The sequence below is a fragment of the Rubripirellula obstinata genome, from assembly GCF_001642955.1.
Lineage (GTDB): Bacteria > Planctomycetota > Planctomycetia > Pirellulales > Pirellulaceae > Rubripirellula > Rubripirellula obstinata.
In genome coordinates, this window is record NZ_LWSK01000004.1 from 1 (window position 1) to 14,234 (window position 14,234).

The window sequence follows — 14,234 nt, forward strand, 5'->3', positions numbered from 1 at the left end:
CGGCTACGCCGCGAAACCGAGCCAGAGAATTGATGTGGGGCAGCCATCCGGGTGCTCGCGCACCCGGCAGGGAGCTGCCGGCCCTCCGGGCCTAACCCGTTTAACCGCGTTGGGCATCGCCCCGCGCGTCCATGCGGGACGAAACGCGTGGGGCATCGCCCACGCGGTTTAACGATTGGATTCGTTACCGAACTCGGCAGCGGAAACGGATCGTGGCACTTTCGCCGACGCGAAGCTTGTCGGTCAACTTCCAGATTAGTTGCAACGATTCACCTTCGTTGGGCATCGTTTCAAACTCTGCACCCGCACTGCACGTTTGGCTTTCCGCGACGTATTCCAGCCGCGTCGTCAGGTTGTCCGTCAGCACGACTTGGTTGACGGCTGAATCGCCGACGTTTTCGACGCGGATGGCAAAGTTGACGATGTCGCCTGGCTTGGCGTCGGGGCGATCAGCCAGTTTGCAAATCTGCAATCGTCCCGCTTCGGGGAATTCGTAGATCGTCAGCCCTTCGACGCTCTGGTCGCGAGTCAGCACGGGAGCCTTCAAGTCCTCGATCGCCGCTTCCAGCGATTCGTTAGCTGTCCATGCGACCGCAGCCAACGCGAGTTCTTCGACCAACGCTTTCTGGTCGTCACGCAGTTCGCTGATTTGGTCGAACGTTAAACCGACAAGTGCCGCCAACACATCGGTGGCTTCTTCGATTTGCAGAATCCCTTCAACTGGCACGCCACGATCACGATGCCGCATCGCATCGAGCGAGCGTGCGACTTCGGCATGCCCGAGTTCGATGGATTCGCCGATCACGACACCGCCTTCATTGACTTCCAGATTGTTGGCACCAATTTGGCGATCGATTCCGGCCAGTCCAACGGCGTGATCACCTGAAAGAGCACCCGTGATTTTGCGGACTGATTTGAAACGCGGTGCGTAAACGCAGACACGATTACTGGCTTTGACTTCGATGTCGCCCGCTTCGGTCGTGTAGTGGACGATGGTGTCTTCGGGTTGCAGTCCGACGATGGTGTCATCGCGGCGAACGCGGGCACCGGGTGAATGGTCGCCACCGTCACACAGGAATTCTTGGCCGTCAATTCCATAAGCGTTTTGAGGGCCCATCGGCGGCGTGATCACGTGCGGAGTCGTGTTGCAGGGCTGGCCGCAACCACAAGCCGAACCACACGAACTGCCACCACATGAAATATCGCCGCATGAATTGTCGCCGCATGCACCGGATTGGCAGGATTCGACTTGAAAACCAACTTGCGTCACGCCTGCGTTGGCTGACATGTTGACGGGTGCGCTGGCGAGCGGCGCGGATGGTTGAAGTGGAGCCTGCTGACTAGCTTGAGCGGGCGGCCCGGTCCTTGGCGGAATCTCCCTTACCGGCATTCCCCCCGCCGGCATCCCCGCATTCGATGCAGTTGTTTGGATCGACGGTGACGCGCAGCCGGACGCAACCAACACGATGCCGGATAGCGTCAAGATAAACTGTGTCAATGAAAGTCGCATTGCGGCCGTCCGTTGGTTCACTAAGAGGTAATTCGTCTACTGCTGCGTCGCTGGATACTGAGTCGCCGGATACTGAGTCGCTGGATACTGCGTCGCCGGATACTGGGTCGCCGCAGAAACCACTTCCGGCTTTACGATCGGTGCCCAGGCGGGGGAACCGAAAAAGAATCGTGGCATCAGTGCTGGTGATCTTGGCGGTGCGACGCTGCCGATGCGGACGATCGCAACAGGGCGACCGAAACGGTCGGCGACTTCCAATGCGTCCTGGTAATAAGTCGTTTCGATCGGTCGCTCGGCCGCTTGAGTCTGCGGAAGCGGCGATGCGGTTTGCGGATCTTCCAGATAGACCACTCGAGTCACCATTTGTCCGTCCAGTGCCGCTTGAATGTCGTCCTCGTCAAGGTAAACCTCGATGGGATACTTCGTCGCCAAGCCTGGTGGCGGATACGTGCGATCGATCACTTCGATCGTCGGGTACAGTTCCGCACCTTCGTAGCCTGGGATCGTTGTCATCTTGAATCGATAGACGCTGCCAACCATCAATCCGGCTTCCAGGTCTGGTTCAGTTTCCATGAACGTGTCCGAACTGGACAACGCGAATTCGGTTTTTCCGGGGCCATGGAAAGCCACCGGTTGAAAGTAGGTCATCACGGGGCCGCGAACGTTACGCTGCATCGCTCCGATGTAACCCGGTGGCATGTCGCTGCGTTGCAGGCGATGTTGTCCTGCACCGATCGGGCTGCCTTGGCCCAGGTAGCTGGACGGGTCGGCTGCGTTTGCTGATTCGACCAGCGCCCCAGTCAGCGAGGCGACCGTCGCGATCAACGTCACGGCGATTGCCGCCGAGGTTGATTTCAAAGTGGATGCGATTGAACGGTTCATCGTTCGGGTTCTCATGCGAGAGGTAAAGCCAGCTTCCAAATCGTTTCAAACAAAAAACGCGGTGCGATGTTTCCATCGACACCGCGTTTTTGCAATTCATTCAGTCCAGACGATCAAGCTTACTGGTTACAGTTCGGATCGACTCGTTGGCTGGCGTGTTGGTACAGCCCGCGGCCTGCTGGAACACCTGGATTGATGTTCTGCTCGGTGATCTTCACGCGGCTAACAGGGTTGGGATAACTGTATCCCGGTTGTTGCCGAACGTTGATCTTCATCTTTTCCACTGGACGCGGGATGTGCATCGGAGTGTGGTTCTTGATGACGTGCTTCTTCAATCCAGCGGGCGACCCCAATGGAATGTGAGGTGGTCCGGGAAGCCCAATCGGTGTGCCGGTGATTGGCATGCCGTATTGAGGTGCCGTCATGCCAGCGACCATACCGGGCAAGCCCATAGGAGCCGAAGCACATTGTCCACCGCCAGGTCCGCCACCACCAGGTCCGCCGCAACCTTCGGTCATTGCTGCTGCGAATGGAGCAGGCAATCCTGCGATCGGTGGCATCATGACGCCGGCCGAAGCGATTCCGCCTGAACCAGCCATTTCGATGTCCTTGTCGCCCAAGCGAATGATCGCCAGGATCGAACCGCGACGGTCGGCTTCGACGATTGGATCGACGCCTGGATCAAGTCGCGTGCTAACAAGAGTATCGATACCGGCCAGAGCTGGACCTTGGAAGTCTGGATCTGGAAGGTAGATGACTTTGGTGACGAAGTTGCCGGTCAGCACTTGGTCAAAGTCTTCTTCGGTGAACTGAACGGGCACCGAGTTGTGAGCAAGGTAGGCACCGGTGCGAGGATTGGCGTAGGCCAGTTCAAGCGTTGGGTACAGTTCAACACCGGGACGAGCCTGAATGTTGGTCACCTTCAAGCGATACAAACCGCCTTGAGGAAAGTTCTGACGAGCCGGCACGACCAACGGTTCGCTGTCGAACATCGATGCGCCGGTTGCGTCGTACTTGACTTGCATGCCTTCGGGGCTGCCGAAGGTGACTTGAACGGTTGACGGAACACTGGCCAGCATCGGAGCACTGGAAAGAACTCCGCCGCCTTGTGGGATGTTTGATCCCAGTCCGCCACCGCCGCCCATGCAGGAACCTGATCCGCCGCAGGATCCGCCGCCGCAAGAACAGTTGTAGTTCACTTGATTAACGGCAGGCTTACCGGCGGACGCTGAAGTGCCGGACATTGGAAGCGGTGCACTTTGCATGACTCCCATGGGAGCCGCACCGATGGCACCCGGTGGCATTGGACCACCGCCCATTATTCCCGGCGGCATCCCGCCACCCATCATTCCACCGCCCATCATTCCCGGGCCGCCCATGGGACCGCCCATCATTCCTGGGCCGCCCATCGGGCCGCCCATCATTGGCGAACCCATGACTCCGGGACCGGGACCACCGACACCGGGGCCGGGCTGTGCGAGCCTTTGTTCGGGTGGCAGATTATGGCGAACCGGTGCACACCCGGTGGCGATCAACGCCGTGGCCGCCAGTAGCGACAATTGAGTGACGATTCGTTTCATCGTATCCCCCGTTCCTTGGGTAATTCGTGAGCGTCGGGTTTCGGGACCGACGCCGGCTGTTGGGAAGGTGCGTTTGCCTTCCAATGGCAGCCGCATGTGTTTTCTGGCTGGACTTGCCAAGCGATCGCTCTTTAGGATCACTCTGCAACTCCATTTTGCAATCGAACCGGACGCGCCGGAATGACTGCTTAGGGGGTCATCGGCATGTTGACACCTGAATCTTTGAAAAAACCGTCATAACCATCCCATGAAGTCCGACCGGCATATTCCAATCCTGATGAAACCCTCCGTGAAACTCATCATGAACCGGTTCACCTGCTTTCTGTTCTGCTTGGCGGTCGCCGTTAACGCAGCAGCCCAATCGGATGCCGTCAACGCAAGCGACGCTGAAGCAGAAACGACGCAGAATCAAATGGAAGTTCGCGGCACGGAGCTAACCTCTGACCCGGCTGCGAAAGAATTGTTGGTTCGGGTCATCAAGCACATGGTTGGCGGTCCAGCCTTTGACGCGATGGTTCGTGAAACAGTTCATGTTTCACAGCACGATGTTGTCGGCGTCGGCAGCTACGAACAAGCGGGCGGTGGCACGGGATGTTATCACCTGCAATTGTCGATGCACGACGGACACGGCAAACACTCGCTGCGTCAAATCAGCGACGGCCGTTTGGCGTGGACGCGAAACGAGATTGCCGGCGTCGTTTCACTGCGGCGTGTCGATGTCGCTCGATTGGACGAATGGATTCGGCCCGATTCGCGAGCACTGGGCTTGCCACCACGTTTACTGGTCGGCGGTTGGGCCGAACTGTTGCTGACGCTCAACAACGACTATCACGTCAAGCTTGGTTCAGCGACATTGTCCGAGCAAAAGGTGCTTGTGATTACTGGAAATCTGAAACCGGAGGTTCGGCAAACCGTTTTGGCGGATTCTGGACGCGGAGAATGGCCAGAGCTCTACCCAACTGAAATTCGCGTCGCGATCGCCACTCAGCCGGATCCCAAAACTGGCTTTGGAAAGTGGTTGCCCGTCCGAATGGAGTTCCGCGGTGATCCGATCTTGGTGCCTGAAAAAGATGGTTACACGACCAGCAAAAACGGTCCGCTGATTACGTTGATCGAAATCTATTCGCTACGCTCGATCGATCCCCCGCCGCCAGAACGTTTTCGCTTTGAAAACCAAAACGCCGAAGTTGACATCATCAACGAAACCGATCGCTACATGCGAGCCTACGGCGTCCGGTTGACTGAAAGCGAACGCCGAAGTCTCAGGCGGTAGTTGTTTTCCGTTAAACCGCGTTAGCATCGGATAACGTAGGCCGGAACAAGCGCAGCGCAGTTCCGGCAATTGCATGGTATTGCGCCCGATTGCCGGAACTGCGCTAAGCTTGTTCCGGCCTACATCAAACGTCTACCAATGCTGCACTCTCAACGGAAACACGGTTGGTCTACAATCAAGCAAACCAACATGCTTCCTTGTAGAGTCCCGCACAGAGTCATTCGCCTTGTCCAAACCCGCTAATCGCCAGCCACCTTCCGCCTTGTTCGCTTGGGCACAACTTGTCCGACTACCGAACGTCTTTACCGTCCTCGCCGACGTCGGTGCCGCGTTCTTGCTGGTTTCCGGTGGACCGACACCGATCGGACGCTTGGCCTGCGTGGCGGTTGCCGGTGTTTTCCTTTATTGGGCCGGCATGATCTTGAACGATGTTTTTGACGTCGATATTGATCGTCAAAAACGTAGCACGCGACCGTTGGCGTCAGGATTAATCTCAATCGGTGCCGCCAAGACGGCCGGTTGGTTGCTGTTGATTGTCGGTGTCTTGGTTGGCGGTGCCAGCGGATATATTCCGTCGGCGAATTATGAATCGACCTGGTTGCCAATGGTGATCGCCAGCCTGCTTGGCGTGACGATTGTCGCGTACAACGGCCCGCTCAAGAAAACTCCGATCGCGCCCGTTGCAATGGGCGGTTGCCGAGTGCTTAGCTTTTTACTTGGTGCATCACCGCTGCTGGGGACAGCCGACGGGTTCACGATTCCAAAGTACGTGCTGGGAATCGGCGTCGGGATGGGAGTCTACGTGATGGGGCTGACCCAGTTTGGTCGTCGTGAAGCGGAAGGTGGCCCGTCGTTGAACTTGCCGACCGGCACGTTGGTGACACTGTTCGGAGCGGTCTTGTTGGCCGTCGCACCGCAATTGCAACGAGCACCGATCGGATGGCATCTGGCAGATTTGCGATTCACGTTCCCCATGCTGATCGGACTGATCGCCTTCCCCGTCGTCGTGCGAGCTTTCCGAGCAGTACGCGATCCCACACCGGCCAAGATTCAAGTCACGATGCAAATTGGAATTCTAACCATCATCCCATTGTCAGCCGCGTTCGCGTTCTTGGGCGCAGGTCAGGTCTGGGGATTGGCGATCTTCGGGTTGGTGGTCCCCGCCTTGCTGCTGGCGAAAGCGTTTCGCGTAACCTGAATCGATTGCGATGAGATCACTTTTCCGAAAGCGGTGTGTCGCGGAATTGTTGATGGCAAGACTTGCAATTCGCCGAGATGCGTTGAGAGATTTGATTTAGGTTGCCAGGCCGCATGCCGTTGCGTAACTCGGTCTCTAGCTTTTGAGCATCCGTCTCTGAGTCTCGCAGTAATTGCAAAATCGGTTTTGGCCAGTTCTGTGTTTCTTCGCTACGAAGCAGTTCTGTGAAATGCTCTCGCAAGATCAGAGCTTCGTGCGCAGGATCCAAGTCGGGATGTTGCTGAGGCGACTTCCACTGGGCGGCAGCGATCAGCTTCAAATAATGATGCGTGTGTTCGATGTTCACCATCGCCTGGGCGACCGCAGGCACTTGTTCCACTTCTTGAAACTCAACTGCCAACTGGTCCAGTGTTTCGTCGGGCACCCGCTTGGCCCGATCCGCGGATTGGTACAACCCGCGATAATTCGGGTCGGTTCCCGCCATTTCCAGCACGGTCCTGGCGTCGGACGGCGGGATCATACCGCCTGCGACGCAGGCGGCGCTGGCCGCGGCTGGACTTCGGTGTTTGCCGTGGTGGCAATGAATGTAGATCGGGCCACCAAGATCGCGAAACGCCTTGGCCAGTTCCATCACACGTTGATCAGGGACGCCATCATATCCGTGCGGCAAATGAACGTATCGCAACCCATGTCGTTTGGCGGCTTTGACGTCCGGCCTCGCACCATCGACACTGATGATCGTTTTGATGCCAAGGTTAGCGAGTTCTTCAAAAGCTTGGTCATCGGCGGGCAGGCTGCCTGAAATCACACCAGCGTGAAGCTGAACTGAATTCGGCAAATGGTCAAAGCTGCATTTCCGCGGGTAGGCTTTCACTGCCTCACCAGCGTCGTGGCGAGTCTCTTCGGCGACACCAATCAACGAGCAGCAAATTATTGCAAATAAGCAGCATAGAGAGATGAGTTTCTTCATGGACAGATTGTATCGCAATCCGTGCTTCGCAACCGTAACGGGTTGTGAATGGTCCGTGCTGGGTGTCATCTTACGAGAAAAATCCGGTGTTGGCGGACCACGGGTAAAGAGGGTAAATTTAAGGAATTCGTGAAACGCTGGAACCAACGCAGTGAAACTGGAAAAACCGGGCTAAGTCGGTCAAAAATCATGGACTGCACTTACTGGACACTCCTATCATGGAGCTGGGCGGAGGACAACGCTTTTGATCGAAACGATTTGAAGACACTGTCATCCAAAGAGGTTCACCGGGGAAGCCCGCAAAAGAAGCTCACCGAGGAAACCGAAGAACGCCTTTCTGCCAATTGCCAATTGTTGATTGAACGAGGATACCATGGTTACTGACAAGTCTCAGTTGCGTACAACTCTCACAACCGATCGCGGACTGAGCTAGAAGGGTTATGTCGGATCTACTCGCTTCGCCTGTCGTACAATCTGGTGCTGCCGTAGTGATCCTGTGTGTCCTGATTGCTGCTGGATTTTATATCGTGGCAAGCTGTCGGGACTATGTCGCTGAGGACCAGGAAGTGGCCTCCGACGCCCTCGCAAACTTGCGAGAAATGCATCGTAACGGTGACATCACGGACGAAGAATTCCGAACTATAAAAGCAAGAACCCAGCATCTTCGCACGGGTGAATCAAAGAACGCACCAGCCGACGACGTTGCAACCGCGACAACTGACGCTGACCCGCAAAACGAATCGACCGATTCAGATCGTTGAATCGGTAACTCCCAAGTTTAGATTCGCATCTTTGATCTTCACATCCACCGCGAAGATTGAAGGACAACCCTATCCGACTGTTTGCCCTCCCAAATCCACTTGGGCATGCGAGACGGAAAATATAACCGTTTAGAAACCCAACACGTACATCTGTGACTTTCAAAGTCGCCGCTGTTTCGTGATTCAATGAATCCTGATGCAATCGGTACTCAATCCGGTGCGTCACTATCAGGAGTAGCGCATGCCTTCGAAGGACACACCCACCAAGAGTCGCGGAACATCAACGAACAAAAAGAACGCGTTCTGTTCTTTCTGTCGTAAAAGTTACCGCGATGTTGGACCACTCGTCGAAGGGCCCGGCGACGTCTACATCTGCAACGAATGCATTGAACTGTGCCAATCGATTCTTGATCAAGAAGAGAAACGCCGCGGCCCCAGCAAGGCCCTGTTCAATGAAATCCCAGCACCTCGCGAAATCGTCGAGCACTTGGACCAATATGTAATCGGACAAGGATCGGCAAAACGAGTCTTGGCGGTCGCAGTTCACAACCACTACAAGCGACTCAACAGCGAATGGGAAGGCGACGGCGAAGTTGAAATCGAAAAGAGCAACATTCTGCTGGCCGGGCCAACCGGCAGCGGTAAAACGTTGCTGGCTCGTTCGATGGCTCGCATGCTGAACGTTCCCTTTGCAATCGGCGATGCGACAACGCTGACCGAAGCCGGGTACGTTGGCGAAGACGTCGAAAACCTGTTGCTGAAATTGCTTCACGCAGCCGACTTCGATGTCGATGCGGCTCAGCGTGGGATCTTGTACATCGACGAAGTGGACAAGATCGGCAAGACCAGTGCCAATGTTTCGATCACTCGCGATGTTTCGGGCGAAGGCGTCCAGCAAAGCTTGCTGAAGATGCTGGAAGGAACCGTTGCCAACGTTCCACCGCAAGGCGGACGGAAGCATCCCGAACAGCAGTACATTCAACTGGACACCAGCAACATTCTGTTCATCGTTGGCGGAACGTTCACGGGCATCGAAGACATCATCCGTAAACGTCTTGGGCACAAGACGCTTGGTTTCGGCGGCGGCGATAGTGTTCGCAACGAAGAATCCGATTCGGATCTGATGGCCAAGGTGCAAACCGAAGACATCCTGCAATTCGGTTTGATTCCCGAATTGGTCGGACGTTTGCCAGTGGTCAGCTACCTGCAACCGCTCGACGAAGCCGGATTGGTCGAAGTGATGACCGAGCCTAAGAACTCGCTGATCAAACAGTACCAAGCTCTGTTTGCGATGGAAGGTTGTGAGCTTAACTTCACCGACGACGCACTGCATTGTGTTGCTAGAAAAGCACTGGACAAGGGCGTGGGAGCACGTGGACTTCGCGGCATCCTAGAAGAAACGATGTTGGACATCATGTACGACTTGCCCGACCAAAAAGACGGCACGTTGTTCACGATCGACGAAAGCATCGTGATGGGAACGAACAAACTGTTCACGATGCCCACGACCAAGAGTGCATAGCTCTCGATCAACGAACCAAAACGAAACGACGCCCAAGCCTAAACCGCTTGGGCGTTTTTCGTTTGCTCCGGTGGGTTTGCCATGCTCGTAGTCTTCGTAGGCCGAATGGAGCCAAAGCGACATCCGGAATCTCCTTTTTGACTACCATCAGCCACCAGGGTACGGTGTTAAACAGAATTGGTGCGGCATTCGACGCACCAGCGGGGCTGGGTTTTGATCAAAGGTGAATCAATGGACCGAGAAGAACTTCTTAAGTTGATCGACACTGGGCCGGTTAAGATCACCATGAACGACGGTTCGCAGTACACCGTCAACGATCACAAAGATGTCGCCGTTGGCGACCTGACGGCCTATGTTTTGGTTCGCGATCCCAGGGGCATTCTTCGTGGCACCCATTTGTCTTTGGTTTGCATGGCGTCGGTTGAAGAATTGCAAGAAGCATAGTCGTACAACCGGGTCAGGCTCTTGTTAGTCCCGGATGGGACGGAAGCTCGGTGCCGTGGGTCTTGACCCACGGAATCAAACGCAACAAAAACCGAAGCCCCGGCTGGGGCGAAAGCAATGTAGGCCGGAACAAGCCTTGCGCAGTTCCGGCAATTGCATGGTACTACGTTGGATTGCCGGAACTGCGCTAAGCTTGTTCCGGCCTACTCTTCTGGTGCGGTGGGCCCGGCCGCTCACGCGTCGCGGCTCACTTTAATCGACAGGCCGGTATGCCTTAGGAACTAAGCCGGACGTTCTCTCACGCCCGCGAGGTTGAAAAACCTGATGCCCGATGCCGAACGTCACTTTGGCTCCATTCGGCCTACTTGGATCACGGTCCTACAGATCCAGGTCTGGCATTTGATCTTTGTGCTTTTCGTAGAACTTGGTGATGTCCAAGCCGCCGCGTTTTTCTTCTTCCATGATCTTGATTCGCATTTCTAATCGCTCGATGCGTCTTGAAAGCTGAGGGATCATATCGGGGTTTTCGTCGAGAACTTGGATACGGGGAACCGGCGGGTAACCTAGGTGTCGCTGCATCGCGGCGAACAGGAACAGTGGATCTTGGCGGCGGTTGCCAAAGGCGATCTTGCCTTCGCGGACGCCAAACAGGAACGGGCCTTTGCCTTCGACCGATTCCCCCGCCTCGATCATTCGGTCGCGGTAATCTTCACTGGCCAAAAACAGCAAATCCGCCGTCTCCACCAATCCAATCTGCGCCCGCAGCATCAAGATCCATTTCTTCCACGGCATGTCGTACATCGGGTCGGCGGAGATTGCGGTCAGGCCCTTGTCGTAGTTCAACCGGCTTCGGCACAGCACCTCGAAGTGATAAAAGAACAAACCTTGCGGCGATGATCCGTCACCCGATCGATACTTGGCCTCGGCTTCCAAGACTTGCAGCGCGGCCGCGATAGTGAACTGACCGGTTTCCTCTTCCGCTTGGGCAATCAAGTACGATTGGAACGGCGTGAAGTAATGGTCCAGCTTGTACATCGCTGGCGACATCAATCCTGAATGTTTCAATTCAGTAAGTAGATAATCGATCGCGATCGGCAACTTGGTTGTCGCCAATAATTCATAGCGAGCTTGCCGCAGCAATTCCTGCATCGGCATTTCGTCGGCCAACCGTTCACGCAGCAATTGAAACAGGTGTCCCTGTTCGATGTATTCGGCCTGTTCCAGCATGTTGGTCATGCGTGGCATTGTAACGTAGATGCTGGATGCCGTAACTCGCTGGGGCTTACTGCGGCCTACGCGAGCGGATGCTGATGCCGTAACTCGCTGGGGCTCGCTACGGCCTACATCTACATCAGTAAATGCTGGATGCCGTAGGCCGTAGCGAGCCTCAGCGAGTTACGGCAATTCGCTCACTCGTGCTTGCCGAAAACCACACATGCGTTGTGGCCGCCGAAACCAAAACTGTTACTCATCGCGATCTTGACGTCGCGTTCTTTGGCGACGTTGGGCGTGTAGTCCAAATCGCAGGCCGGGTCGGGGGTGTCCAGGTTGATGGTGGGTGAAATCAAACCGGTTTGCAGCGTCTTGCACATGATGATCGCTTCGATTGCACCGCTGGCTCCCAGCGAATGCCCGAGGGCGCTCTTGGTGCTGCTGATCGAAACCGATTTTGCGTGATCGCCAAAGACGGCTTTGATCGCTGCCGTTTCGGCCTTGTCGCCCAACGGAGTGCTGGTGCCGTGTGCGTTGACGTAATCAATCTCGCTGGCGGAGATCCCGGCGTCATCGATCGCGGCTTGCATTGCCGCGGCGGCACCTCGGCCTTCGGGGTCTGGTGCGGTGATATGCCCAGCGTCGCTGGTGGTGCCGTAACCTAATACCTCGGCGTAGATTTTTGCTCCGCGAGCTTTCGCGTGTTCCAGTTCTTCAAAGATCAACACTCCGCCACCTTCGCCAAGCACAAAACCATCACGGTCGGCATCGAACGGGCGGCTGGCGGCGGTTGGATCGTCGTTGCGAGTCGAAAGAGCTTTCATGTTTTGGAACGCAGCCAAACCCATGTTGGTAATCGCAGCTTCGGTTCCACCGGTCAGCATGAAATCTGTTTCGCCCAATCGAATGCTTCGCATTGCGTCACCCATCGCGTTGGTCGCACTGGCACACGCGGTCGCGACGGCGTAGTTGGGGCCTTTCAAACCGTAGGTGATCGAAAGATTCCCGCCAGCGGCGTTGACCATCATCTTTGGCACGGTGAAGGGACTGACGCGGTCGGGCCCCTTGGTCAGCATGCGTTCGATTTGCACTTCGATCTCACCGAGTCCACCGATACCGCTGCCCAAAACGACGCCGCATTTGTGACGATCGACTGAATCAAAATCGATGCCGGAATCTTTGATCGCTTGGTATCCAGCGTGGACGGCGAATTGGGTGAAGCGGTCCAATCGCTTTGCTTCGCGAGCGTCCACGACTTCGGTGACATCAAATTCAGGAATGTCGCCGCCAAAGTGAACTTTGTAGCGTTCGGTGTCCATCGACAAATCATGGATGCCGCTTTCGCCCGCCGTTAGTCGCTTCCAAAAAGATTCGACTTCGCATCCAAGCGGAGTAACGACACCGACGCCGGTGATGACGATACGACGTTGGGAAGAACTCATTTGCGTCACCGTTGGATTCTCGCGATGGTTGGTCCTGGACGATAGCGTGTCCTAGGAAAACGAATGCCGCCCGCGTCAGTGCAAAAATGCCTTGGCGGCAGATTCGAGCTTGGCGGGCGGCAATGGTGTTTGTCAATTCGATGGGTTCCGTCATCCGACGGAATCAGTCGTCTTCGCCTTTGGCGGATTCGATGAATTCGACTGCTTCGCCGACCTTTTGAATCTTTTCCGCAGATTCGTCAGGGATGCTGATGTCAAATTCTTCTTCAAGTTCCATGACGAGTTCAACGGTGTCGAGCGAGTCGGCACCGAGATCGTTCACGAACGAGGTTTCGCGAGTGATTTTGTCTTTGTCGACACCGAGTTGTTCGGAAACAATGTCGATCACGCGTTCTTCGATGGAGGCCATGGGCAGTCTCTAGTGGTTGCTGAGCGACGCCTTTCAAGGAGAAAGACGATCGAGATAACAGTGAAAAGATAGGTGAAACGGGCGAAACGCGTCAATACGCTGTTGAAAAGCCGCTGTTTTCGCTGGAAACAGCCTCAATACGGCTGTAACCAATTTGCTTTTGCTCTTCTAAACCAAGTTTTAGCCGATCATGCCGCCATCGACGACCAGGGTTTGACCGGAAATGTAACCAGCATCTTTGGACGCCAAAAACAGCACGGCGGCGGCAACATCCTCGGCTCGACCAAGCTTCTTAGCCGGAATTCGCTTCTTGGCTTCTTCCAGGACCACGTCGCCGAGTTCCTTGGTCATTTCGCTTTCGATGAATCCGGGGGCCACCGTGTTGGCGGTCACGCCGCGGCTGATTAATTCTTTGCTGATCGTGCGAGTGAACCCAATCATGCCCGCCTTGGACGCCGAATAGTTCGCTTGCCCCGGGTTGCCAATCATGCCCGAAATCGAAGCCATATTGATGATCCGGCCATACTTCTTACGACGCATGATGCCCGCCGCCGCACGGCAACAAACAAAGCAACTAGTCAGATTCGTCGCGATCACGCTGTCCCATTCTTCGTCCGACATGCCTCGCATTAATTTGTCGCGAGTGATGCCGGCGTTGTTGACCAGGATGTGAAGTCCACCGTGCGTCTTATTGGCATTTTCGATCGCCGACTTTGCAGCTTCGCGGTCGGTCACGTCACACGACACCGCTTCGGCCTTGCCACCGGCGGCTTCGATTTGGGCAACGGTATCGGCAAGCTTGTCGGCGTTGCGAGCCATGCAGACCACGGTCGCTTTGTTCATTCCCAGTGCGATCGCGACTGCTTTTCCAAGTCCTTGCGATGCGCCAGTGACGATGGCGACTTGACCGGACAGGTCGGTGGAGAGATTCAGTTCCATGTTGTTCTTGCTTTGTAAAACAGTTTTAGTTTTGTGAGTTAAATCGTAGCTGGGCCCGCCAGGGTTCAGACCGTGCTGACTGAACCCTGGCG

At 55.7% G+C, this 14,234-nt stretch carries 13 protein-coding genes; 5 read left to right on the forward strand and 8 right to left on the reverse strand.

The window, feature by feature from the left end; genetic code table 11:
* Window positions 1–184: 184 nt before the first annotated feature.
* The 3 genes from RC85_RS02160 to RC85_RS02170 form a co-directional block, all read right to left on the reverse strand.
* A complete protein-coding gene (locus RC85_RS02160; RefSeq protein ID WP_068258244.1) occupies window positions 185–1,510 on the reverse strand; it encodes a DUF11 domain-containing protein in 1,326 nt (441 codons plus the stop codon).
* 36 nt (window positions 1,511–1,546) lie between these two features.
* Entirely contained in the window at window positions 1,547–2,392 is an 846-nt protein-coding gene (locus RC85_RS02165) for a hypothetical protein (protein ID WP_200836756.1), read from the reverse strand.
* Between the two features lie 119 nt (window positions 2,393–2,511).
* Window positions 2,512–3,972 carry a hypothetical protein gene (locus tag RC85_RS02170; protein ID WP_068258359.1) on the reverse strand — a complete coding sequence of 487 codons (1,461 nt, stop codon included), beginning with the start codon at window positions 3,970–3,972 and terminating at the stop codon, window positions 2,512–2,514.
* 289 nt (window positions 3,973–4,261) lie between these two features.
* Between RC85_RS02170 and RC85_RS02175 the strand changes: the two genes are divergently transcribed.
* Both RC85_RS02175 and RC85_RS02180 read left to right on the forward strand, forming a co-directional pair.
* Window positions 4,262–5,245, forward strand: coding sequence for a hypothetical protein (locus tag RC85_RS02175; protein ID WP_157593861.1), 984 nt, complete (start codon window positions 4,262–4,264; stop codon window positions 5,243–5,245).
* A gap of 226 nt (window positions 5,246–5,471) precedes the next feature.
* Entirely contained in the window at window positions 5,472–6,443 is a 972-nt protein-coding gene (locus RC85_RS02180; protein WP_068258247.1) for a UbiA family prenyltransferase, read from the forward strand.
* A 16-nt stretch (window positions 6,444–6,459) separates the two neighbouring features.
* On the opposite strand, the gene RC85_RS02185 is transcribed toward RC85_RS02180, so the two are convergent.
* Window positions 6,460–7,413 (reverse strand): protein-tyrosine phosphatase family protein, encoded by a 954-nt coding sequence (locus RC85_RS02185; RefSeq protein WP_160148113.1) that lies wholly within the window; start codon window positions 7,411–7,413, stop codon window positions 6,460–6,462.
* A 488-nt stretch (window positions 7,414–7,901) separates the two neighbouring features.
* Here RC85_RS02185 and RC85_RS02195 point away from each other — a divergent pair, with 488 nt between their 5' ends.
* The 3 genes from RC85_RS02195 to RC85_RS02205 all read left to right on the forward strand — a co-directional run bounded on the left by RC85_RS02195 (window position 7,902) and on the right by RC85_RS02205 (window position 10,140).
* Window positions 7,902–8,174, forward strand: a complete 273-nt coding sequence (locus tag RC85_RS02195; protein WP_238383081.1) for an SHOCT domain-containing protein — start codon at window positions 7,902–7,904, stop codon at window positions 8,172–8,174.
* A 241-nt stretch (window positions 8,175–8,415) separates the two neighbouring features.
* Window positions 8,416–9,696 (forward strand): ATP-dependent Clp protease ATP-binding subunit ClpX, encoded by a 1,281-nt coding sequence (gene clpX / locus RC85_RS02200; protein ID WP_068258251.1) that lies wholly within the window; start codon window positions 8,416–8,418, stop codon window positions 9,694–9,696.
* A gap of 231 nt (window positions 9,697–9,927) precedes the next feature.
* Window positions 9,928–10,140: a hypothetical protein gene (locus tag RC85_RS02205; protein WP_149752733.1), complete on the forward strand. Its 213-nt coding sequence runs from the start codon at window positions 9,928–9,930 to the stop codon at window positions 10,138–10,140.
* A gap of 378 nt (window positions 10,141–10,518) precedes the next feature.
* Here the strand turns inward: RC85_RS02205 and RC85_RS02210 are convergent, their stop codons facing one another.
* The 4 genes from RC85_RS02210 to fabG form a co-directional block, all read right to left on the reverse strand.
* Window positions 10,519–11,367, reverse strand: coding sequence for a hypothetical protein (locus tag RC85_RS02210; protein WP_084422292.1), 849 nt, complete (start codon window positions 11,365–11,367; stop codon window positions 10,519–10,521).
* 182 nt (window positions 11,368–11,549) lie between these two features.
* A complete protein-coding gene (gene fabF, locus RC85_RS02215; RefSeq protein WP_068258254.1) occupies window positions 11,550–12,794 on the reverse strand; it encodes a beta-ketoacyl-ACP synthase II in 1,245 nt (414 codons plus the stop codon).
* Between the two features lie 163 nt (window positions 12,795–12,957).
* Window positions 12,958–13,203 (reverse strand): acyl carrier protein, encoded by a 246-nt coding sequence (acpP, locus tag RC85_RS02220; protein WP_068258255.1) that lies wholly within the window; start codon window positions 13,201–13,203, stop codon window positions 12,958–12,960.
* 180 nt (window positions 13,204–13,383) lie between these two features.
* Window positions 13,384–14,142: a 3-oxoacyl-[acyl-carrier-protein] reductase gene (gene fabG / locus RC85_RS02225; protein WP_068258256.1), complete on the reverse strand. Its 759-nt coding sequence runs from the start codon at window positions 14,140–14,142 to the stop codon at window positions 13,384–13,386.
* Window positions 14,143–14,234: the final 92 nt, after the last annotated feature.